The organism is Paenibacillus sp. Y951, from assembly GCF_056786395.1.
Map to the genome: position 1 here is coordinate 16,839 of NZ_JBXCIY010000018.1, position 23,747 is coordinate 40,585.

The window sequence follows — 23,747 nt, forward strand, 5'->3', positions numbered from 1 at the left end:
CATTATTTTGCAGTGGTTAACCTAGTTTCGTTCGTCTATATAATATGGATGTTTTGAAGGAGGCGAAGCTGTCTAGCTCGAATGCAACTATTTCATTAAATATGACGTTAATGATGTATATGCTAGACGAAATAGTACCCAATAGTACATAGTAATATCATTAATTAGTGGAAACGAAAGGGGAAACATTGTGTTGAATGTAAATAAACGAAAAATATTGCTATATGTACTCATTATGCTGATCCCGTTAACGCTCTGGTCGTTAATGAACTCATCATCCGTAGTATTCGGTGCAGCAGTAGACAGCAAGGAGAAAAAAAGTATCCATATTGGAGCTAAGGTTGGGTACGATGGCCAGTATCAAGTTGGTATGCCAACACCTGTATTTGTTACGTTGAAAAATAACTTTGATCGTGATATTACAGGGGAATTGGTGCTAAATATTAGTACAGACCAAGCTAACACTGTTTCACATGTCGTTCCTGTTGAAATTGTCAGTGGCAGTGAAATTCAATTGAACATGGTTGTTGATGGCAATTTCAATGATAAGTTTAATTCTTTTCAATTTTTTGAAGGACATATGGAAAAGGGAGATCAGCTTGCAGTAACAGGTGATACTAACCTCGTAGGGAACAGTGTCGGATCAACAGCATTGGTCGGAATTATTGCAGCCGATCCTGATACTTTGAATTTTCTACTATTACTCAAAGGCCAAGGCTATGATCTTACGACAGTAATCATTGAAGAGGATTTTATTGCTGAAACAGCGGAATCACTCGATATGTTCAAAGTACTCGTACTGAATGATGTGATTACAAGTACATGGTCAGAGCAGAAAGTAGATGCTTTAACAGATTGGGTTGCCAAAGGTGGAACGTTATTAGTTGGTGGTGGTGCAAACTACGGCGAAACGATGAAAGCTATTACAGATATTGTACCGGTAAGTGGTCAAGGCGCAACGACGTTAACAGATACTTCGATAATTGAGCAATTTGCTCTATCAGAAAACCCGCTTGATCCCATTCAAATTACACAAGGTTCATTAATTCGTGGTCAGTCGATCTTAACGAGTAATGATACGCCAATCATTGCTCAACATAATGTAGGGCTAGGTAAAGTAATATATACCGCATTTGATTTGGGCTTAAAACCATTTTCGGTATGGGAAGGCAGAACTTCCTTTATCCAAACACTTTTATCTGAAAGTTTGATCCCGGCAGCTATGTCTGGAAACTACTATAATGAAGATATGAATTGGACATTACAGCAGGCAATTCAATATTTTCCAAGACTAAAAGCTCCTCCTGTAATGCTACTAATGCTAGTTTTCGCAATCTATGTCTTTCTAGTCGCTCCAATTTTATATATGATTTTGAAGCGTGTGGACAAGCGAGAATGGGCGTGGTGGATGATTCCAGCAAGTGCAGTGGTGACAACGATTATCGTAATCTATGCTGGCGCCATGAACAAAACGGAAAATTATGTTCACAATGTTGATATTGTTCAGCAATCAGGAGATACAACGATAGTGAGTGGTATTGGATCAGTGTTTCTGGCAAGTAACAAAGATATATCGATTAATGTTCCTAACAAACAGTATGTACGGCTATCACCGAACAATAGCAATGGTAATTATAATACGTTGAAAAGTAATAAAGAATATGTGATTCGATATGATGGGGATCATAAAGAGCTACAATGGAACGCAAATAAATATTGGACAACACGTAGTTTCTTGAAATCACCTGCCGTATATGGAAAAGATGAATTCGAACAAATCGACGTTTCTATCGAAAAACGAAATGACCAATTCATATTGATGATACAGAATAATACTGGTGTAGATATTTCTCATCTTGCGTTCATAAATGGTGGGAATGCGGAGCTTATTGGGCAACTAGCTAATGGTGAAAGTACAGAATTACCAATAACGACACCTTTACAATTTTCAATTGCTAATACATATCGAAGTTCCTATGGTCATCAAATCTTCCCTCAATCCTCGAACTACTGGGAAGAGTATGCACGTGAATCTTCATTAATAGACAATAGAACTTTAATTGGTGACTCTATTAAATTAATAGGCTTTAGTTATAGTGAGCAGTCTTTATACCAAGTCAACGACAAAAAAGTGAAGACAGATCAATTAACGATGTGGAATGTTAATCTTATGGATCTTATTTTTGAGCAAATGCCAGAGTCATATCTCGTAGAGCCAGTTGTAACGACTGAAGATAATGTTCAGCTTGAAAGACATGGGAACAATAACTTCTATCTTTACAATGGAGCTATTCTGCTCACTTATCCACTAAATGGAGCGAGTTCAGAAGCTAGTGCGACAGCTTCGTTTCAACCCGTTATTGAGCAGTATTATTTTAATGATTTTAATATGTCATTGTTTAACGAGGCTACGCAAGCTTGGGATATTTATAAAGGGGAACCAACGTTTGAGTTAGCAGATTATATTAATGCTAATAATGCTGTTGTATTTAAAATGGAAACAAAAAATGGTGGAGAGGGTGTTATTCCAACACTGCTTGTGGAAGGGGAATTACGCTAATGAGCATCGAACAAGAACAAGAACAGTTAATGATCGAGATTAAAGGTCTTAGTAAATCATTCGGCAACTTTCAAGCGTTGAAAGGAATCGATCTTTCGATAAAGAAAGGTACAGTCTTCGGGTTTGTTGGACCGAATGGAGCTGGTAAATCAACAACAATGTCAATTTTGGCTACTTTAATGCTGCCATCAGCAGGATATGCAAAAGTAGATGGGCTTGATGTAACAGAGCATCCACATCTTGTTAGAAAAAAAATAGGGTATATGCCAGACTTTTTCGGTGTATACGATCAATTGAAAACGAATGAGTACTTACATTTTTACGGTGCGAGTTATGGGCTAACGAAACCGGAACGAGATGCACTTATTCCGCAATTGCTAGAGCTAGTTAATTTATCAGATAAGCGAGAAGCCTATGTTGATTCATTATCGCGTGGAATGAAGCAAAGACTTTGCTTAGCAAGAAGCTTAGTTCATGATCCAGAATTACTTATTCTTGATGAGCCAGCTTCTGGCTTAGATCCACGTGCTCGTATCGAAATGCGTGAAATATTGAAAGAATTGAAAAGTATGGGGAAAACAATTATTATTTCTTCACATATTTTGCCTGAGCTAGCCGAAATGGTTGATGAGATTGGCGTTATCGAGCACGGGGAAATGATTGCAGTTGGTAATATTAGCAATATTCAGCAACAATTAATGGCTAAACGTCTAATTACGATCAAGCTAGCTAACGGTCAAGATCAACTTAAAGCATTTTTGGGGGATCATTCTCTAGTACAAGGTATGTTTGTAGACGGAGCGTCTGTACAAGTACAATTTTCCGGAAATGATGAGGAGCAAGCCAATCTGCTGCGTTTGATTATTGAAGCTGGCTATCCTGTTGTTTCGTTCCATGAAGCACAAACAGATCTAGAAGATATATTCCTAGCTATTACGAGAGGAGGAGCATCTGAACAATGAGTAACATTATAGCAAATATGAAGCAGTTGTTTATTAATCCAGTACTTGATAAAGAATATCGCTTAAGAATGCGCAGTGCCAAATCGATGTGGACGTTATTAAGTTATTTATTGGCGATTGGTTTGTTTGCAACAGCGACCTTTTTTATTGTCGGCATTGAGTCTAATGGAGCAGGCATTTATACGAATGATTTTAATGAAATACTATTTATTGTGATGAGTTTTGCTCAGCTAGGATTAATTGCATTTATGGCACCTGGACTAACGGCTGGCGTAATTAGTGGAGAACGTGAGAAACAGACGCTTAACTTATTATTAACAACACAGCAAAGTTCTTCATCCATTATTATTAGTAAATTAGTATCTAGCTTAAGTTTTATGTTCCTCATCGTGTTTAGTACATTACCAATCTATGGAATTGTATTTCTATATGGTGGAGTATCACCATCACAGCTACTTGCAGTGTTCGGTTTCTTCCTATTCAATATGCTTATATTCGGTGGATTTGGAATTTTGTTTTCAACATTGTTCAAACGTACGATGCTAGCGGTTATTGTGACGTATGGTATTGTTTTGTTCATGTTCGCAGGGACTGGGGTCATATTTTTGATCTGCTTTACTGCAATACAAGAATATATTTATAACGGTTCTAATAATACACCTGCTTATGTTGAATGGATTATTCATATTCTTGCATTCAACCCGGCATGTGCGTTACTTAGTATATTCGAACCAGAAATTTTTAAAGAGATAGTTAACAGAACAATGACAACGCAAAAAGGTTTTTATGATTATATACCAATGTGGTTAGAGTATATGTTGATTTATACTGTTATTCTTGTTGTGTGTCTGTGGCAGGCGATTAGGAAGCTCAGACCTATTAGAGGTCGTTCAAAACGCGGACTTTGATAACGATGATTATGCTAACGTAGCGTACTCGGCATCGCATTTGAAACGAACTTGGAAAGTACGGTTCGCATGTACCAAATACGTACACTTGCGCTTCCGCCTTTCTCAAGTATCGTCTCAACTGCTCGGTTCTGAAAGCCCGCTTTTTGAACCTTCATTGTAATTGGTCGTTCAAAACGCGGACTTTGATAACGATGATTATGCTGAAGTAGTATACTCGACATCGAATATGAAGTGAACGAAATTATTATAGGTAGAAATGGAGTCTGAATTAGGGGCTCCATTTCTGTTATTACGTATAGAGGGGAGTGAAGAAATGACTACGCTCATTACGTTATTAAGACGGATTCAAGCGAGATGGAATAAAGTATTTCTAATTGCCTCACTTGTAAAAGGTATTGTGATAGGAAGCGTCCTTCCGCTATTGCTGCTTATAGTCAGTCGGTTCATACCTATTTTATATAATGAATGGATTGCTATAGGCTTGTGGCTAGTAGCGATCATAATCGTACTTGCGATGAAATGGCGCCATCGGAGCAATGTGAAGGCTGCTGCTAGACTAGTAGATGCTGAGCTAGGGCAGGATGCGGTCATTACTGCTTTGGAGCTGGAAGAAGCAAGGCAACCGAATCTATTTCAAACGATGATCTTAGAGCAAGCAACGAACGCAACGACGAAGTATGAGCAAGATTTGAAGCTAAGACTACCAATGTCGTATGGTTGGAACGTTCGGAAATGGATTTCCTTAATGTCATTAACTATCGTCGTGCTATTATTATTGACTCTAATTCCTAATATGAAAAATGATAAAGCAAAGCAAATCGTAAGTAATAAGAAAGTGATTGAGCAGGTTGAAGAGCAGATCACCGAGATGAAAGAAACAGTAGAACAATCCCAGATTGATGAAGCGACGAAGGAGCAATTGCTCGCTTCGCTCAATGAACTGTTGAATCAGCTTGATATGAAGGAAGGCTTAACGTTAGAAAATGCTGATGAACTGGCACAGTCACTGGAAGAACTTGAGCAACTGAAGCAAGAGTCACTAGCGAAAATGGAGGAACTTGATCAGCTAGAGCAAGCATTAGCTAATGAGCCTCAATTAGAAGAATTTCAGAAAGCATTCAATGAAAGTCTCAATAAACCTCAAGCTCAGCGTGAGGAAGGCATGAAGCAAGCGATGCAAAGCCTTGACAGTGAAACTGCTAAAGCTTTAGCAGAAGCAATGGCGCAGCTGGCAGAGCAAAATAATGAGCTTGCCGAAGCGATGCAGCAATTAGCAGAGCAAGCACAAAGTGGAGAGTTGACTGAGCAAGCGATGAATGAGTTCAGTGAACAATTGTCAGAGCAGCTTTCCGCGGAGCAAATAGCTGCATTAGCATCGCAGCTAAGTCAGCAAATGCAACAAGGCATGGGTGCATTAAGTGAAAATATTGGATCATCTAATCAAGCTATAAGTGATCAATTAGCGAATGCTATCGCGCAAAGCAATGCTAATAGTGGATCTCAAGGTCAACCCCCTACTGGTAATAACCAAGGTCAAGGCCAAGGCCAAGGTCAAGATCAAGGACAAGGACAAGGACAAGGACAAGGACAGGGACAAGGTCAAGGACAAGGACAAGGTCAAGGTCAGGGTCAAGGACAGGGCCAAGGTCAAGGACAGGGACAGGGACAAGGTCAAGGTCAAGGTCAAGGAAGTGGCACCGGTGGGGGAGCAGGAACAGGTTCTGGCAATCATTCGACGATAACGACTCCGCGTAAATTTGCAGGATCAAGTGAGCCGAGCATTGATGGCGGACCGACAACTGGTGGGGATATTATCTCGGGCGGCACAGCCCCTTCGATCGAAGGGACTCAAGGAGATTATGCTGAAGTGTTTCGTGAATATGAGACAGAAGCGAAAGATTCTTTAACTCGTACGACGTTACCTGACCATGTACAAAGCAAGGTAAAACAATACTTTGACGCAATTCAGCCTTAGAGGTAGTTCAAAAAGCGGCCTTTGATAACGATGTAACGCGTTGTAGCTTATTCGACATCGCATTTGAAACGAACTTGGAAAGTACGGTTCGCGTGTACCAATTACGTACACTTGCGCTTCCGCCTTTCTCAAGTAGCGTCTCAACTGCTCGGTTCTGAAAGTCCACTTTTTGAACCTTTATTTAAAGTTATTTCAAAAGATTAAGTTCAAAATAACATATTCAATATCGAATATGGAGCGAGTCATGCTTTCGAAGCTACTTTTCATTTGCAAAGTAGTGATTCGAGAGGTCAGGAAAAGTTTTAGGAGGGATTCGATTGGAAGCTAAGCAGCAAATAGATGAAGCAATGAAACAAATTATACAACTTCAAGATGAGATCGGAAAAGTTATTGTAGGACAGAAGCAGGTTGTCGAGCAGTTAATCTGGTCTGTTATTGCGGGTGGGCATGTGCTACTAGAAGGTATTCCAGGACTAGGTAAAACGATGCTCGTTCGAACGCTTTCCGATGTGCTTTCGTTACAGTTTTCTCGTATACAATTTACACCGGATCTAATGCCTGCAGATATTACTGGGACGACATTAATAGATTTTGGTGTACAAGGGATTACGTCGCAACGATTCGGTAAAGGTCCGATTTTCGGCAATTTGGTGCTAGCAGATGAGATTAACCGTGCAACACCAAAGACACAAAGTGCGTTACTTGAAGCGATGCAAGAAGGTACTGTTACGGCAGGTGGAGAAAGCTACGCCTTGCCTAAGCCGTTTTTCGTATTAGCGACACAAAATCCAATTGAGCAGGAAGGAACATATCCACTTCCAGAAGCGCAATTAGACCGCTTTTTATTGAAAATCGGAATTGAATATCCGAATCGTGATGAATTGAAAGAAATCGTACGTAGAACGTCAGGGATGAAAGCACCACAAGCGCAAGTTGTGATGTCAGGCGAGCAATTACAAGCATTGCAAGCACTTGCTAAGCAGATCGTTATTTCTGAGGAGATGCTTGATGCGGCTGTTAGTATTACGATGCGAACTCATCGTCATGAAGAAGATGCTCCACAAGAAGTAAAGCAATTTGTGAGATACGGAGCGGGACCACGTGCCCTGCAATCATTAGTTGCAATAAGTAGAGTAAGAGCTTTATCGCAAGGTAGAGCACATGTATCATGGAATGATCTAATTACGGTGGCGGCCCCAGTACTACGTCATCGTATCGGACTTAGCTACGAGGCGCAAGCGCAAGGAATAGCTGGGGACCATATTGTGGAAAGTGTGATTACTTCCCTCAAAGGTAGTTCAAAAAGCGGACTTTGATAACGATGATTAAGCTTCGAGGGTTACTCGACATCGCATCTGAAGCGAACTTGGCAAGTACAGTTCGCATGTACCAAACACGTACATTTGCGCTTCCGCCTTGCTCAAGTAACGCTTCACCTGCTCGGTTCTGAAAGCCCACTTTTTGAACCTTCATTGGAAGCTTCGTGCTGAACATTGACCGCTTGTGTACTCGTGCCGTACACGTTGCTGGGTTATGTTTCATGGCTTTTGATAAAGGTGATTAATATATTCTATTGTAGTAAGAGAGGGGAATAATGATGTCTAGTGACTTACAGTCAAGTGCAGTAAACAGTAGTCATCAACAAGACGCTATGCAGTTACTTCAATTATTGTTTCCCGATCAGAGTTGGTTATCGACGCTTGATGGGATGATTATTCGCTCTAATTCTCGTGTTAAAGGAATGCTAGCTGGCAAGCGGAGATCGAGTCAACTAGGTAGTTCTCTTGAATTTGCAGATTATCGTCCTTATGTTAGTGGTGATGATGTGCGGAGAATTGATTGGAATTTATATGGTAGAACTTCCAAAGCTTATATTCGTCAATATTGGGATGAACAAGAACGTTCGTTCAATCTATATGTAGATAGTTCGAAATCAATGAGTAGTTTTGGTCGTGGAGATAGCAATAAGTGGTTATTCTCTTTACGACTTGCTGCTAGTGTTGGATATTTGTCATTAATATGTGAAGATAGAGTTCAAATTAATTTATTCAATGAACTAGCAATGATTGATCCGATTCCTTCGTTGTATGGCAAGCATGCCAAGTTCACACTGTTCAAACATCTCGGTCAGCTCATACACCATTATCGTAATGAAGATGGTCAATCGTTTGCTGATATTATAGGAAGAAATGGTGAAGGGTTACGAGTAGATATGAATTCAGCTGCTTCTGACCCTGATATGCAAGCGGATTGGAGCGATATGATGCGTGCTTTTCAAACAGGCGTGTCATTACCGAGACGAGCAGGCGTTACTTGGCTGTTTAGTGACGGATTGTATGATGAAGGACTTGAAAGCTTGCTCAGTCAATTACAAGCAAGAGGTCAAGAGGTTGTTTTTGTTCATATTTTACATGCAGAAGAATGGACTCCACATTTAGAAGGTGAATTGAAGCTCATTGATATTGAAACGAACCGCAAGACAGAAGTTGCAATTACACCAGCGATTTTAAGTAAATATGAGCAGGGTGTGGCACAATTCCAACTAACATTGAGACAGTTATGCGAATCTCGTGGCATAGCCTATTATGGTATGAATAGTAGTCTACCGTTTATGGAGCAATTTATCGGACTATTGAGTAGTGGAGAAACGATCAGCTACAAATAAATTGCTTGCTTAATTCAGCTCAACGAAGCCTATTTTTGAAGAAGAGTCAAATGGAGAAACTTTCCATCCATTTCCAACGTCTATGGATATGATTATTATTGAATAATTAATGGACGAAGAGGAGACATGAGCGATGGAAAATAGATGGGTAACGACGCTGCTTGCTGGCGTAATCGTAATGGTGGTAGCCGGCTGTATGGGGCCAACAAACTCAGCCGAACAAACGCTACAACATAGGCCTGTAACTAATGTTGGGAATGAGGATACAGTCAATGAAGTGATTGACGCGGAGGGTGTTGATAACAATAGGGAGGATGCTGAGGTTAAGGAAGAAAAACCATCGCTTGAGTCCGGTACCCCTGCATCTGAAGCTCCGAAGTTATCGATTGTGGTCGGTAACGCCGTCAAGTTGGAAACTTCATTGGAGCATGTACCAGCGACGTCCGATGGAACGGAATACACCATCGAGCCATATGGCGTGACCTTCGCGTTGACAACTGCAATGGGTGAACCTGTTGTTGAGGACGAGAGAATCGTTTTCTCGCAAGATTTGTCGGTAGATTTGTCAATAGTAGCAACGATATCGTATGAAGTGATGGCCAATATGAATTTGAATGAAGCAGTAGCTAAGGAGCAACAAGAGCACGATGGTGTTTTCAACGGTGAGTTTATCGAGACAATATCGAAAGGCGGACTGAATGGGAATCACAATCAATATAAAGATGATTCTGTCTTTTCGGGCGTTTTTTTCTACGAGTTTGATAAACATATTTTCCGAATCGAGTATCATTGTCCGATCGACGGCGTGGACGCAATGGTGCGAATTGTAAATGAAACTGTGGATTCAGTGAGGATGATGTAAATTGACTAAGTATCGTCGGCATTTAGGGGTATATGGAATTTGTTATCGTGATAATCAACTACTCGTCGTCCATAAAACAAGAGGACCATATAGGAACAGGTTTGATTTACCAGGCGGTACTATTGAACCTGATGAATCAATCATTCAAGCCATTTATCGTGAATTTCAAGAAGAAACTGGATTAATCATTAATGTAGACCACAATATTGGTACTTCAGAGTTCATTGTTAGGTATAACATAAACGAAAGTACCCATATTCAGCATATAGCCATTTTTCTTAAAGTGAGCATAGAGACGTCCATTGAAAGTTCTGTTATATCTGATGATACTTCCGGATCAGATTGGATTAATCTAGATGAAATTACAACAGAGAACTCTTCACCATTAGTCATAGCAGCTAAGGAGTACGTTGTAACTAATAAATTTGAAATGATAAGCCTAAGATTTGATGACTGGGTAGTGAATAAGGAAGAGATATAGAGTTTTCAACTAATCAACTTAGAAAGTGGTATAAAGAAAATTAATTTTAAAATTAAAGGGCGAATTCCCAAAAGTGAAGGTAGTGGGATGGGATGGATCTGGTGGGAAGAGAACATGAAAGATTCGCCACTTTAAGACGTTATTTTCCGATTTACTTATGTGCTTTCATTCTAATTGTGGGGAGTATAACTGTTTGGCTTATAAGTAAAGACGATAGTCCAACAGCTGTTAATTACTCTCAAATAACTGCTGACAACGGGGTTGTTCTACATGTGTTGCAGACGGAAGCGAATAGCATTTCCCTTAAAAGTATAAACGACAACGTCGTGCAATCGGGATTTAACGGAATCAATGGTGGATTCTTTTGGGACAATAACTTGCTAAGCATCGCGGTTATGGATGGGGTGCCGACAAACGGAAATGCTAAAGATTATGGCTCAGGCTGGTTTAACGCAAAGTATGCACGAGGGACTATCGTGTACGATCGAGTTTTAAAGAAGATCAACGTGCAACGCGCAGCAAGTGTTGACGAATTGCAAATGACAGATGAGACGAAGTTTTGGGCTCAGGGCGGAATCAGTATGAATTTAAGAGATGATAGTAATTGGTATAATGTAGCGGTTAAAGAAGAAGCGTTACCCTACCCAGACGAAAATCGACTTCGCAGTGGAATGGCCTATAATAGTTCAGGACAGATCTACCTGATCGTAACTTCTAACAAATGTACGGCTGAACAATTTCGTACTGCAATTAAGGAGCATATTGCGGTAGGGAAATTGAATGAGGCTATATTTCTAGATGGGGACGGTTCCTCACAACTACTCGCCGATAACGTCCAACTGAAGGGTGATGGTCGAACGGTAGTGCAGATGATCGTGATAGACGAGGCAAGTCGCTAGAAATGTTTATGGTCGCGGCTTATGTATGTAGAGAAGATCAAACGCGAAACTAGTTAATAATTAATCAAAAAAGACATTCCCATTATATATCACAGTAGGAGGTGGTTCTGTTTGCAATGGCTTTCGGCATCATCAGCTTGGTTTGGCATTTCTTTACTCGTTATTGTTGCGATGTACATCTTAAAAAAGAGTTATCAGCCGCGGATGATATCGAGTCATATATTATGGCGCCGAGCACTACAGGAACAAGAAGCGAACAAACCTTGGCAAAAGTTGAAGAAACGGCTGTTATTATGGCTGCAATTGTTGATAGCTTTATGTATCGTAATTGCGCTTATGGAACCGGTTATCGAGAAGTTTATCGCGAAAGATGAACATGTCATTATTGTACTTGATCGTTCGGCAAGTATGGTAGCGACGACTTCAGCGAGCGGTGAGAGCTATTTCCAATTAGCTAAGGATCGAATGATAGATTGGTTGAAAGCGGAGCTAGCTGGCAGTCCAATTACACTTATTGTAAATGGCGAATATCCACAAATTATTACAAGTAGAGAAAAGCAGGTTGATAAAGTTGTTAATGCCATTAATGAATTACAACCGTACTATGGTGTATCTGATGATGAAACAACATTATCGTTAGCGAGAGCTTTAGTTACAGAGGACGAACAACAAATCATTAGTCTGTATGTGGATCAAAGTTTTAAAGCGACCTCAATCCAGAAGGATGCGGGTCAAGCGAGTTCAAGTAGAGAGTACTGGAACATTATTGGTAATGACGAAGTGCAACGTAATGTGAATATTCGAAGCTTTACAGTTAATGCTGATGACAAGGATGAAGCAGAAGGGTTTGTGACGATTGCTCATCCACTTCATTTTGGGCAGTCGCTCGATTTAATGATTACGGCATACGATCATAACAATAAAGTTATCTCATCTGTAACGAAACAACAAGTAGCGAGTTCCTTACAATATACGACGATTGTAATGGATAAACTTCCACTAGGTACTTATTATAAAGCGGAATTAAAACTTACTGCTGGAGATCATAATGCGAGTGATAATCGGTTGTTTCAAGTGCTAGCACAACCATCTGAATACGATGTACTCCTTATAGCTGATGGGAATCTATTTCTTGAAAAGGCACTACAGCTTATGAATGCTGACATTACTAAGCTTGCACCAAACAGTGCGCCTCCTGTAGATTCGAAGTCTAATCCTTATCAATTAATCATTGTAGATGGCAGCTACGATCAATTAGTAGCTGATCCCGCTTGGCGTGACTATATGGACAAGCTACCGTTGTGGATAATTGATCATCCGAAGAAAGCGGACATAAGCTCATCAGCACCCGCTTCGCAAGAAGTCATTGTGACCGATCATGAAGTTACGCAATATATTACATTCCAAGATACGTACATTTCGCAAATGAGGAAATTAACGAATGCAGAGCTGAATTTTGGAACTGTCGTTGTGAAATATGGTGGCTTACCTGCTATTATAGCTGGCTATGACATGCAAAAACCTAGAATCCGGTTTACATTTTCATTGCAGGATACGGATCTCCCATTACGTGCAGAATTTCCCATTCTGATGATGCAATCTCTACAATATATGGTGAAGGGAGCGGCTGACCAATTGGGTAATTATCTAGTTGGCAGTGAACCAGCGATTACACTATCAACGAATACTGCAAGTAGCTATTGGCAAGCAATGAGTGATAATGGCACTACGGAGAAAAGTAATACGACTAGCTATGATCAAACTTTATTAGTACCATCTATTCCAGGGGTGTATCAGTTAGTCGAGCAAGATCGTAACAATGAGCGTGTACAAGCGAGAACTGCTGTTGTTCATGCGGAGCTATCTGAGTACTCCTATTCTATGAATAAGCAGCTTTCGGAGCTATCACAAGAGCAGTTGCAATTAAGCGATGTGGGTGAAGCGAAAGGCTTACAGACGATCATTCCTTGGCTTGCTATGCTTCTATTAGGTTGTCTTGTGTTGGAATGGGAGGTGTACCGTCGTGGGCTTTAATGTAGAACAGCCGTGGTGGTTAGTGTTACTGTTACTTATTCCATTGTATATATGGTTCATGATTAGATTCACAACTCGATTAGTAGGAGCGCGTAAAATTACTGCGATTGCTGTGCGCTCATTAATTTTATTACTGATTGTTTGTTTGATTGCAGAAATTATGCCATACCGTAGTAGTGATCGTAAAAATATTGTGTTTGCAGTTGACCGCTCTGCTTCAATTAGTAATAACGATATCGCACGGAGCTTTGTTAATGATGCCATTGCTGCAGGCGATGATAAGAGTTATCAAGCTATTCTTTCCTTTGCTAATGGCATTGCCATCGATCGAACGTTAACGCCATTACAATCATTAACTCAATTTCGAACGACGGTAGCCGAAGATGGCACGCAAATATCTAATGCATTGCGTCAAGCAAGTGGAATGTTAAGCCAGCAAGGTGGCGGTCGCATTGTTCTTATCAGTGATGGGAATGAAACGAACGGAGATATGCTGCGGGAAGCACAGTTATTGCAATCATTGAATATTGCGGTTGATGTCGTTGCGTTAGCATCACAGCAAGAGCAAGATGTTGCCATATCTGCCTTCAAAGTACCCGGTCAGCTTAAAGCTGGAGAGAAGTATCAACTATCGATCTCCCTTGACAGTACGTCAGCTACGAATGCGGTATTGTACATTTATGAAGATGACGAATTGATGAATCAATATGATGTGTCACTACTACAAGGTGAGAATACGTTTTTGCTGGATCAGTTTGCGACAGAAGCGGGGTTACATCAATATCGTGCAGTAGTACAAACATCGAATGATCATGAGCCGATTAATAATACGGCATATGGTCTAAGTAGAGTAGATGGTCCTGCGGGCGTACTCATTGTCGAAGGAAAACAAGGCAGCTCTATTAATATTGAAAATGCTTTATCCGCTTCGTATATTGGTTATCGAACGATTACAGTCGATGAGTTAAGCTATGAGCTAGCGGAATACGTGCAATATGACAGCATTATATTCAATAATGTAAATGCGGTTGATTTACCGCAAACTAAAATGGAGTATATCGAAACAGCTGTAAGAAACTATGGTGTTGGCTTTATGATGCTTGGTGGTAGTAACAGCTACGGGTTAGGTGGATACTTTGATACGCCCATTGAGCGGATTTTACCAGTCGATATGGAGCTAACCGGTAAGCGACAACTACCGAAGTTAGGTCTTATTCTAGTTATCGACCATTCAGGGAGTATGAGTGGCGATAAGCTTGAATTAGCGAAAGAAGCAGCAATTCGTACGGTCGAGTTGCTTCGTCCTGAGGATACGGTAGGTGTTATTGCCTTTGATGATATGCCAACTTGGGTTGTATCTCCAACGAAAGTAAGCAATAAGGAAGATATTATTTCGTCGATAAGTTCGATTAACGCTGCAGGTGGTACAAGTATTTATCCTGCACTACAGTCAGCTTATCAAGAAATGCTGACGCTTAATAGTGAACGTAAACATATTATTCTACTTACTGATGGACAGTCGGGAACGAATGATAACTATAAGCAATTAACAGACAATATGATCTCCAATATGATGACATTATCTACCGTCGCAGTTGGCAGTGATTCAGCAACGCAGCTACTGGAAAGCTTGGCGGCTAATGCAGGTGGTCGTTATTATTATACGGAGGATCAATCTACGCTCCCTGCTATTTTCAGTAGAGAGACAGCGTTAATGACACGTTCTTATATTGTAGACAAAACATTTGAACCGATCATTGGTCACGCTGGGGCATGGAGTCAACTATGGCGTAATGGTGTTCCAGAAGTAGATGCATACGTAGCAACAAGTGCGAAAGATTTGGCAGAAGTATCTTTATATACTCATATGGAAGATCCACTGCTAGCAAGATGGAATGTCGGTGCAGGAAAAACGGTTGCGCTGACGACTGATGTCAATGGAGAATGGGCTAGCTCATGGATTAATTGGAGTGAGTTTCCTAACGTATTTGTTGAATGGGTAAAATGGACCTACCCGCAATTCGTGTCTGCGCCATATACGATTGATGGTAGTAATAGTAATTCATTACATGTTACTGGTCATGATGGCTTGTCTCGCGGTGATCTAGGCATTGCTGTACACGATGGAGAAAGTGAACAGGTGTACCCACTTATTCCTGTAAGCAATGGTCAGTACGAGGTCGATTCCGGCGTATTAGCAAGTGGTGTTTACTTTACGCAAATTGGCGAGCTAACCTCAGTTGATGGTAGCAATACAATTCAAAATGGTGTAACGACTGGCTTTGTCGTTCCTTACTCAGCAGAATATCGCTTGAATATGGATTCAACGATTGGAGTAGAGTCTCTGACAGCATTAGCAGAGCTTACAGGAGGACGTGTCCTATCTCCGGACGACGCTGCCGATGTATTTCAATTTGAACCGACGCAAGTGAAGCAGCTCATCGATTGGAATAAAATGCTTCTGATGATCATTCTCTTATTATGGCTAGTTGATATTGGTAACCGTCGCTTATCATTGCCTTGGAAGTTTTGGCTCAATCGTGGATTAGCTATTGTTCAAATACAACGCAAGACACAATCGGTGCCGCAAACGACGAAAAGTGAGACGATGTCTCGTCTAGCGGAACGAAAAAGCTCCAAAGAGCAATGGTATGCGAGTATGAAGGAGACAACGCAAGTGGGGCAGTCAACTTGGGATGATGAGCCGAAGACTAATAAGCAGCAAGCTACAGATTCTAGTGCTGCGAAACGCGATTCCGTTCATACGACTTCGAATGTTGAGCACAATGCTACTAAGATGTCGACTGCTAAAGTAACGAGGGAGAATAGTGAAGATATTAAGGTCAATAAGCGGCCGGATCTATCTGCCTCGATAATTTCGAATAATGCTACCAATAGCAATCAAATTGATCAAATTAAGGTAGAACAGAGTAATAATGTCGATCAAGCGACTAAGGAGCAAACTAGAACAGAGCATATGAACCGATTATTAGCAGCAAAAAATCGCAAGAAGTAATATATCAATTAGATGATCAAGCATATACCGTTCACAAAAGATTGGACATCGACGCTTACGTTATGTAGAATTTGATCATAAGCTACTATATGCATTGAGAGGATGAACTTAAAAGTATGTTGAATGAAATTACAGCAGATGAATTACAAGCGAAACTTGAAGCGGGAGAATTGATTAACCTTATAGATGTTAGAGAACCAGATGAATGGGAAGCGGGACATATCGAGCAAGCACGCCTTATCCCTCTATCAGAATTCAATGCTCGCGTGGCAGAGGTTCATGCTGTTGAAGGTGAAGTTATCGTTATCTGTCGCAGTGGAGCTCGTAGTGGACGTGTATGTGAATTTATGCGTTTGCAGGGTTTTGATGTGACAAATGTTAGTGATGGTAATCTTGGCTGGCATGGTCCAGTCGTTCTTGGTCAATAAATAATAAGTTGAGTACTCCGTTCAAATGTGGTGATAAGACTACATTTGAACGGTTTTTTTATATTGTTTACTTGAAGGGGATAATACCACGTTGTAGTCCTTGACTTGATTTGCTTTTGATTCTACGGAAACTCGTTAGGAGTAGACAGGATAGCTGTAAATTGAAAGGGAAATGTAACCTACTGATAAAATAAAATACATATAAGCATTTCTCTTTCTTTCTGACTGGAGTTCAGAAAAACCTGTGACTAAGTAGAACAATCCCGTGAAGAAAATCATAAAAGGAATTGTTTCAAATTTAAATGTGGTTTTATTATCATAGTAAAAAATAAGAACGATTAGATTGTATATTGCCAAAATAAGAGCAATTGACCTAAATATAAATTTTAATATTCTCAACAAACGAACACCTCCTTATTTTGCCATATTTACATTATATATTAAGTTTTGTTGTATATGTTGAAAAGAATAGTTTTTGGTTCGTTGTAGAATCCTAACGAAAGTAATATATTGGGCGGTTTACCATAGCATTTAGTGCCATTTCATGTTATATTAGCTAACAAAATTATTTGTGATCATAAATTTTAACTCGAAAGTGAGCTGTGAACAATGACATTAACATATGAACAATTACAACAAATGCCGAAAGTAGAACTCCATCTTCATCTTGATGGAAGCATATTGCCTGCAACATTAATTGAATTAGCTGCCGAGCAGAATATGTCATTGCCAACGACGGATATATCCGAGCTCCGATCCTATATGACTGTGCCTGAACAATGTGAAGATTTGAATCAATATTTAAGCACTTTTGATTTTGTACTGCCCTTCACTCAGACTGCCAATGCACTCGAACGAATCGCGTATGAAATTCTCCAGCAATGTGCAGAGCAAAATGTTCGATATGTTGAAGTGCGCTTTGCACCGCAATTACATGTTAACAAAGGGTTAACGGTAGCTGATACATATCGACATGTCATCGCTGGGCTACAACGTGGTGAACAACAGTTTGGCGTTGTCGCACGCTGTATTGGTATTTGCTTGCGAGGTCATAGTGCCGAGCAAAATATGGAGGTAATTGAGGAAGCAGCCACATTTATCGGCAAAGGTCTCGTTGCGGTTGATCTTGCAGGGGCGGAGGCACTTTATCCACCAGCGCTCTATCGTGATATTTTTGCTAGAGCGGTGCAGCTTAACCTCCCTATAACGATTCATGCGGGAGAAGCTGGAGGCGCTCAAAATATTGATGTATCTGTTCATGAGTTGGGTGCATCGCGTATTGGACATGGCGTTCGCTTACAAGAAGACTTGCATATATTTAATGACATTAACAATCTACATATACCACTTGAATTTTGTCCGATAAGTAATTTACAGACGAAAGCCATTGAGAGTTGGGAGCAATATCCGCTAGTACAATACTTGAATGCAGGCATCATAGTTACGGTCAATACGGATAATCTTACGGTCTCGAATACGAATCTGACTAAAGAATTGTGGACGCTACAGCAGAAGTTATCACTATCATTAGAACAACTACTACAGCTTCAATATAATGCTGTACATGCTGTGTTTTTAGAAAAATCGGTGAAAGATACATTTATCGAGAAAATGGATGCGGAGCTTAGCGCTTGGAAAACGAAGATAGAGAGCTGATTATTCACTGATCGAAGTTGTAATAGCATATGCGATCCACCATTTCGATCATAGACATCCAATTTTAAGCTATAATGTTAGATCACAAAAGTGTCTTCATAAAACAACAATTTTTGCACAACAAGAGAAGGAGGGACAGCTATGAAAAGTATTCGTAAATATCGTCTGAATGATGTTGATCATATTAAATCTAGTGAAGATCGAGAAGAATACGAAAAAGATTATGCAAGATTAATTCAATCACCAGCCTTTCGTCGCTTACAAGGGAAATCGCAAGTTTTTGGCGCTGGTTCGGGTGATTATTATCGTACACGACTAACCCATTCCATCGAAGTATCGCAAATCGCCCGTGAAGTTTCGCGGAAATTGGGTAAATTATATCCGTTCCTCAATCAAGATATCCATCCAGGATTAAAGCTCGTTCCAGAGGTAGTAGAAATAGCATCACTTGCTCATGATCTTGGTCATCCTCCGTTCGGACATAAAGGTGAGGAAGTGTTGAATGAGCTTTTACAAGCAAAGTATGGGACGCAATATGAAGGTAATGCTCAGAACTTCCGCATTCTAATGTTTCTGGAGAAACGAGCAGGTAGCGATAAAGGATTAGATCTCACTGCAGCGGCACTACTCGCTATTAATAAATATCCATATCTGATTGGCGAGAACGGTAAGCAAAAAGGAGTATATAAAGCGGAGTGGGCAGGTATTTCTTACTTACGAGACTTATGGAAAATTCCTGAAGGATGCCGTACGCTTGAAGCGCAATTGATGGATCTATGTGATGATATCGCCTATTCGACGCATGATATTGAGGATGGTATCCGTGCAGGGAAAATACAATTAACAGAAGATTTTTTGTTAGATGCAAGATTAATTGATAATGTTGTACTAGAAATTGTAAATGATCCTGCGAGTATGTCGGCATTCCATTGGGCTAATATCGATATTCGTCAAATGGTTAGCGATGTTCTGGATGAATACTACTTGCAGTGGAAACGAATTTATGACAAGTATGGTCGAGAAGTTTCTCGTTCCCGCCGTGAGATGAAGGCACAATGGGTGAATCACTTTGCTTCGCTCGTAGGCATAATTGATGATCCGCATACGATTGGTTGGAAGAAAGTAACGTTTGTTAAGGATGGCGTCGAGGATGTCTATACACTCCGGACGATGGAAATATTGAAGAAGCTGGCATGGGTAACGATGATCAAAGATTTTCGTGTGCAGCGACTACAAAAACGTAGTGAAAATATGCTGCATAAGCTTTGGGAAAGCTTAGAGGATGAAGCTGCTGGAAGACTTATTCTTCCGCCAGATTGGATAGAATCTTATGATCGTCAAGAACAAGAATGGCCGTGGGAGAAATTAATTACCGACTATATTGCGGGAATGACTGATCATTACGCAGAAAAAGTATATACAGAATTATTTGCGAGTCGTAGTGGTTCCATCTATGAGCGGGACTAACTATAAGCATGAATAACGCACCAATGAAGCATGAATAGCAGCTTTCGATCATACTGTATAAGACAACCATCATTTAAGAGGAAGTTCCAAAATCAAACTTTCGAATGAAGGTCTTACTACTTGCCGATCGGAGGCGCATTTATGGAGCAGAAGCTTGACCATGAATTTTCAGAGGAAATCGTATTATCGGTTCAGGGGATGAGTTGCTCCGCTTGTGCAACTCGAATAGAGCGTAGATTGATACGTATGCCAGGTGTTGCAGAAGTTGCCGTTAGTTATCCACTTAGGACGGCATGGATTCAATCTTCTAGTAGAGAAATCGATGCCAAGCAGGTGATGCAATTAATAGAGCAGCTTGGTTTTATAGCACATATTCATTTATCAACGATCGAAGATATGAAACAAGAGAAACGTTTGCTACAGCGAAGATTATTGTGGGCAGGCGTTTTTACTATGCCGTTAATATGTTCGATGATTCAACATTTTGCTCCGTTGCATGGCCTGATAAATGTGCTGCCACACTGGCTATTCGCCCCGTGGCTACAGCTAATTTTGGCAACGATCGTACAATTGATTATCGGTGTTCCATTTTATATTAGTGCTTATCACGCAATAAGAGAAAAGCTTGCGAATATGGATGTACTTGTTGTCATTGGCACGACATCGGCATATTTGTATAGTCATTACGAGGTATTGCGTAATGGGCTTGATGGGATCTGGCAATATGCAAGCTATGAAACAGCAGCACTCTATTTTGAAAGTTCCGCCGTCGTCATTACCGCCGTTTTATTAGGGAAATATATTGAATTGAACGCTTCGCTCAAGCTACAGCAGGAGCATGATGCATTTGCTAAGCTAGAGGTTAATGAGTCATTAGTAGAACGAGACGGTCAGCTACAATCTATTCGTACTGAATTTGTTAAAGTTGATGATCTAGTTCATGTGCATGAGCAGCAATATATACCTGTCGATGGCATTGTACAACGTGGTGAGGCTTATGTCGAAGAAGCTTTGCTTACAGGTGAACAAGGGCTAATTAGTAAAGGCGTCGGCGACCGCTTATGGGCAGGGACATTCCAAGCGCAGGGCAATCTCGTTTTGCTAACTACAGCAACAGGGCATCAGACGATGCTGAATCGAATCCGGGAACTGGTAAGGCAAGGGCAACGTTCAAAGACCAGCATACAACGTCAAGTTGATAAGGTGATCCGTTGGTTTGTTCCGGCGATTCTTGTACTAGCTGTTACCACATTGCTTTGCTGGGTCATTTGGGGAGAGGCGGGTACATTAAGTGAGGGTGTATTCAGTGCGCTCGCTGTACTATTGGTCGCATGTCCATGTGCACTAGGGCTTGCCGCACCGATCTCATTGTCGATTACGAGTAGTAGACTTGTAAAGCATGGATTAATTGTGAAAGATGCTAGCGTATTAGAACGTCTTGCTGAGGTCGACGCTGTCATATTTGACAAGACGGGCACGCTAACAGAAGGAAAACTAAGTATTAATTATATGAAAAGCTTTAATATGTCACGGAGTCAGCTGTTAACTTATGTAGGTGCATTAGAGAAGAAGGAAGAACATCCTATTGCCCACGCTATTCAAATGGAATTGCGGTCACAAGCCGTTCGAGACAATTGGGCAACTGAATTAGCAATAGATGTTGACCGAGTAATATCTTACCCAGGGAGAGGTGTGACGGGCTATATTGCTAACAAGCAATTCATCGTTGGCAATGAGCGCTTACTAGAGCAGCACCATATTAAGTTACCAGCCCATATCGTTGAGATAGCTACAGAACGATTGATGCATGGTGAAACATTAATATATTGTATCCAAAATGAGCGCTGTGTCGGCTTGATTGGTCTTTCGGATGGACTGAAGCGGACCGCTAAGAAAAGTATTTTACTTCTGCAGAAGCTAGGTGTTCATACCATTATGGCGACTGGCGATCATCCTGCGCCAGCATATCGGATTGCAAGAGAAGTAGGCATCACTGATGTGAATGCGAAGCTGTTACCAGAACAAAAGCTAGAACTGCTACAAAAGCTACAAGCCAATGGTTCGACTATCGCAATGGTTGGTGACGGATGGAATGATGCTCCTGCGCTAGCAAGTGCGCATATTGGGATCGCGATGAGCAATAGTACGGAAGCAGCCCTGCATGCAGGGCATATGACATTATTATATTCACAGCTAACGAGCATTCCGATCTCGATCGAGATGAGCCGGATGACAGTCCGTAATATTAAGCAAAATCTTGGATTTGCATTAATTTATAATAGCATTATGCTTCCCTTTGCAGCACTAGGATTTCTTCAGCCGTGGATGGCAGGTATTGCGATGGCACTAAGTTCAGTTTGCGTTGTGTTCAACGCACTGTCATTGCATGTTCGTCTGAATCATGCCGAGAGAGCGGGGGAATCTGTATGCTGACGATGAGTAGCATGATCTTAGTCGTGATGACTGGTCTACTAAGTGCTGCACATTGTATCGGTATGTGCGGGGGGATCGTTACAGCAGTTACGCTGCAATCGCCACTTTCAGCGACGAAGACAACACTGCTCTATCATGCTGGTCGGGCATTTTCCTATACGTTGTTCGGGATAATACTTGGTACAGTCGGTTCATTTGTTGAAGTAGCAGGTCAATTAGCAGGAATAAAGGGGATCGCATCAATTGTTGGAGGCTGCTTTCTATTATTATGGGTATGGCGTAAATTTCAAATTCCCGGAATGAGCAAGTTGTCAGCAAAGCTACATAAAAATTTATTTAATGGTGTTAAATATATGCGGGGTGGGCAGCAGTGGTATGTTCTGGCAACAGGCGTTGCATTCGGTTTCTTACCATGCGGACTAACGTATGCGATGGGCATTGAAGCTGCTGCGACTGGTCACTGGTATACGGGTGGACTTACGATGTTGTTATTTGCTGTAGGGACATTTCCGGCGCTTCTGCTAGCGGCTTCGATCTCTATCGTTGCAAGTAAGAAATGGCGCAAAGTGATGCGTGAACTAGGAACTTGGACTGCAGTAATCATTGGAGTTATCTCTATACTGCGAGGTTTGGCGGCTGGGGGGATCATTCCGTCTGTTCATCATTGGTTATGGTGAAAAGTCGGGCATTGGTTACTCAGAAGCGGAATATGATCATTATGAAAACAGCAACCTCAATTGGCTGCTGTTTAGCTGTACCTTATTTCAAGATCAGGGTTTTATTTGCTTTATAGTAAATACCATTATCCAGTACTGCAATAGATTCGCTTGTTTCTACATCTTTTATTTTAAATAGTTTTGTACCTTTTTCATAATAATTAGAAAACAGATTCGGTAAATCATCACTTTCATTTGTAGAGTATTTTTTTATTGTTCCAATTTTATTATCAACCTCTGTAATGACTTCATCTGTCATCTTATAAACTTCATTATTCCAGGTCACAAGATAATAGGCCCAACTTTGCAATTGGTTAGGATTCGAATTCGAACATGCCACGAACAAAAACATCGAAATAAATATTAATGCTAACGATTTTTTCACTTCGAACCTCCTTCATTATATGGACAGATAATATTTTCAGTATAGAAAAGCGACCGCAGTTAATTCCAAGAGACTTAGCCCATTTAACATTACATTCTTGGTATTGATCCCAAAATTGAACCGTTTGTATTGCATTTGTAATTGCAGGATGAGAGTTATGATAAATGTTTAATTCCTTAATGACTATATAACGAAACCAAGCTGAATAATGTTTCAAATATTTGGAACGATAACCATATAGAGAAGATCTAATATTACCTGTATGTACATAGAGAGCTAAATCTTATTGTTATTAAA

The 23,747-nt window shown here is 40.6% G+C and carries 21 protein-coding genes; 16 read left to right on the forward strand and 5 right to left on the reverse strand.

The genetic code is table 11. The features are described from left to right. The first annotated feature begins 190 nt into the window (after positions 1-190). The 3 genes from AC1TPB_RS20060 to AC1TPB_RS20070 are packed head-to-tail and all read left to right on the forward strand — an operon-like array spanning position 191 to position 4,430. The gene (locus tag AC1TPB_RS20060; protein WP_482078164.1) at positions 191-2,560 is read left to right on the forward strand and encodes a DUF7408 domain-containing protein; all 2,370 of its coding nucleotides are present in this window, start codon (positions 191-193) and stop codon (positions 2,558-2,560) included. A 29-nt stretch (positions 2,561-2,589) separates the two neighbouring features. Continuing rightward, positions 2,590-3,522: an ABC transporter ATP-binding protein gene (locus AC1TPB_RS20065; protein ID WP_482078221.1), complete on the forward strand. Its 933-nt coding sequence runs from the start codon at positions 2,590-2,592 to the stop codon at positions 3,520-3,522. Then, entirely contained in the window at positions 3,519-4,430 is a 912-nt protein-coding gene (locus tag AC1TPB_RS20070) for an ABC transporter permease (protein ID WP_482078165.1), read from the forward strand. The genes AC1TPB_RS20065 and AC1TPB_RS20070 overlap by 4 nt, the downstream gene beginning before the upstream one ends. 14 nt (positions 4,431-4,444) lie before the next feature. Here AC1TPB_RS20070 and AC1TPB_RS20075 read toward each other — a convergent pair whose 3' ends face one another. After that, positions 4,445-4,588 (reverse strand): hypothetical protein, encoded by a 144-nt coding sequence (locus tag AC1TPB_RS20075; RefSeq protein WP_482078166.1) that lies wholly within the window; start codon positions 4,586-4,588, stop codon positions 4,445-4,447. Positions 4,589-4,746: 158 nt separating this feature from the next. On the opposite strand from AC1TPB_RS20075, the gene AC1TPB_RS20080 reads away from it, so the two are divergent. Next, positions 4,747-6,408: a hypothetical protein gene (locus tag AC1TPB_RS20080; protein WP_482078167.1), complete on the forward strand. Its 1,662-nt coding sequence runs from the start codon at positions 4,747-4,749 to the stop codon at positions 6,406-6,408. Between the two features lie 7 nt (positions 6,409-6,415). On the opposite strand, the gene AC1TPB_RS20085 is transcribed toward AC1TPB_RS20080, so the two are convergent. Further along, on the reverse strand, positions 6,416-6,574 hold the full coding sequence (locus AC1TPB_RS20085; protein WP_482078168.1) for a hypothetical protein: 159 nt from the start codon (positions 6,572-6,574) through the stop codon (positions 6,416-6,418). Between the two features lie 181 nt (positions 6,575-6,755). Between AC1TPB_RS20085 and AC1TPB_RS20090 the strand changes: the two genes are divergently transcribed. Beyond that, positions 6,756-7,724 carry an AAA family ATPase gene (locus AC1TPB_RS20090; RefSeq protein WP_482078222.1) on the forward strand — a complete coding sequence of 323 codons (969 nt, stop codon included), beginning with the start codon at positions 6,756-6,758 and terminating at the stop codon, positions 7,722-7,724. Here AC1TPB_RS20090 and AC1TPB_RS20095 read toward each other — a convergent pair. Then, a complete protein-coding gene (locus AC1TPB_RS20095; RefSeq protein WP_482078169.1) occupies positions 7,696-7,881 on the reverse strand; it encodes a hypothetical protein in 186 nt (61 codons plus the stop codon). The two genes, AC1TPB_RS20090 and AC1TPB_RS20095, sit on opposite strands and share 29 nt — an antisense overlap. A 121-nt stretch (positions 7,882-8,002) precedes the next feature. Here AC1TPB_RS20095 and AC1TPB_RS20100 point away from each other — a divergent pair, with 121 nt between their 5' ends. The 7 genes from AC1TPB_RS20100 to AC1TPB_RS20130 all read left to right on the forward strand — a co-directional run bounded on the left by AC1TPB_RS20100 (position 8,003) and on the right by AC1TPB_RS20130 (position 16,793). Continuing rightward, the gene (locus AC1TPB_RS20100; RefSeq protein WP_482078170.1) at positions 8,003-9,073 is read left to right on the forward strand and encodes a DUF58 domain-containing protein; all 1,071 of its coding nucleotides are present in this window, start codon (positions 8,003-8,005) and stop codon (positions 9,071-9,073) included. Positions 9,074-9,206: 133 nt separating this feature from the next. Continuing rightward, entirely contained in the window at positions 9,207-9,935 is a 729-nt protein-coding gene (locus tag AC1TPB_RS20105) for a hypothetical protein (RefSeq protein ID WP_482078171.1), read from the forward strand. A gap of 1 nt (position 9,936) precedes the next feature. Next, positions 9,937-10,416: an NUDIX hydrolase gene (locus AC1TPB_RS20110; RefSeq protein ID WP_482078172.1), complete on the forward strand. Its 480-nt coding sequence runs from the start codon at positions 9,937-9,939 to the stop codon at positions 10,414-10,416. Between the two features lie 101 nt (positions 10,417-10,517). Then, positions 10,518-11,315 carry a phosphodiester glycosidase family protein gene (locus tag AC1TPB_RS20115; RefSeq protein WP_482078173.1) on the forward strand — a complete coding sequence of 266 codons (798 nt, stop codon included), beginning with the start codon at positions 10,518-10,520 and terminating at the stop codon, positions 11,313-11,315. A gap of 111 nt (positions 11,316-11,426) precedes the next feature. Then, positions 11,427-13,349 (forward strand): vWA domain-containing protein, encoded by a 1,923-nt coding sequence (locus tag AC1TPB_RS20120; protein WP_482078174.1) that lies wholly within the window; start codon positions 11,427-11,429, stop codon positions 13,347-13,349. Continuing rightward, positions 13,339-16,365, forward strand: coding sequence for a VWA domain-containing protein (locus AC1TPB_RS20125; RefSeq protein WP_482078175.1), 3,027 nt, complete (start codon positions 13,339-13,341; stop codon positions 16,363-16,365). Before AC1TPB_RS20120 ends, AC1TPB_RS20125 begins: the two co-directional genes overlap by 11 nt. A 116-nt stretch (positions 16,366-16,481) precedes the next feature. After that, complete coding sequence (locus AC1TPB_RS20130; RefSeq protein WP_482078176.1) at positions 16,482-16,793, forward strand: rhodanese-like domain-containing protein; 312 nt, start codon at positions 16,482-16,484, stop codon at positions 16,791-16,793. Between the two features lie 135 nt (positions 16,794-16,928). Here the strand turns inward: AC1TPB_RS20130 and AC1TPB_RS20135 are convergent, their stop codons facing one another. Beyond that, positions 16,929-17,072, reverse strand: coding sequence for a DUF3953 domain-containing protein (locus AC1TPB_RS20135; protein ID WP_482061793.1), 144 nt, complete (start codon positions 17,070-17,072; stop codon positions 16,929-16,931). A gap of 330 nt (positions 17,073-17,402) precedes the next feature. Between AC1TPB_RS20135 and add the strand changes: the two genes are divergently transcribed. From add to AC1TPB_RS20155, 4 genes are all read left to right on the forward strand, one after another. Next, entirely contained in the window at positions 17,403-18,449 is a 1,047-nt protein-coding gene (gene add, locus AC1TPB_RS20140) for an adenosine deaminase (RefSeq protein ID WP_482078177.1), read from the forward strand. 141 nt (positions 18,450-18,590) lie between these two features. Continuing rightward, positions 18,591-19,916: a deoxyguanosinetriphosphate triphosphohydrolase family protein gene (locus AC1TPB_RS20145; protein WP_482060923.1), complete on the forward strand. Its 1,326-nt coding sequence runs from the start codon at positions 18,591-18,593 to the stop codon at positions 19,914-19,916. Positions 19,917-20,057: 141 nt separating this feature from the next. After that, entirely contained in the window at positions 20,058-22,349 is a 2,292-nt protein-coding gene (locus AC1TPB_RS20150; RefSeq protein WP_482078178.1) for a heavy metal translocating P-type ATPase, read from the forward strand. A gap of 2 nt (positions 22,350-22,351) precedes the next feature. Then, a complete protein-coding gene (locus AC1TPB_RS20155) occupies positions 22,352-23,026 on the forward strand; it encodes a sulfite exporter TauE/SafE family protein (protein ID WP_482078179.1) in 675 nt (224 codons plus the stop codon). 82 nt (positions 23,027-23,108) lie between these two features. On the opposite strand, the gene AC1TPB_RS20160 is transcribed toward AC1TPB_RS20155, so the two are convergent. Next, the gene (locus AC1TPB_RS20160) at positions 23,109-23,450 is read right to left on the reverse strand and encodes a hypothetical protein (protein ID WP_482078180.1); all 342 of its coding nucleotides are present in this window, start codon (positions 23,448-23,450) and stop codon (positions 23,109-23,111) included. Positions 23,451-23,747: the final 297 nt, after the last annotated feature.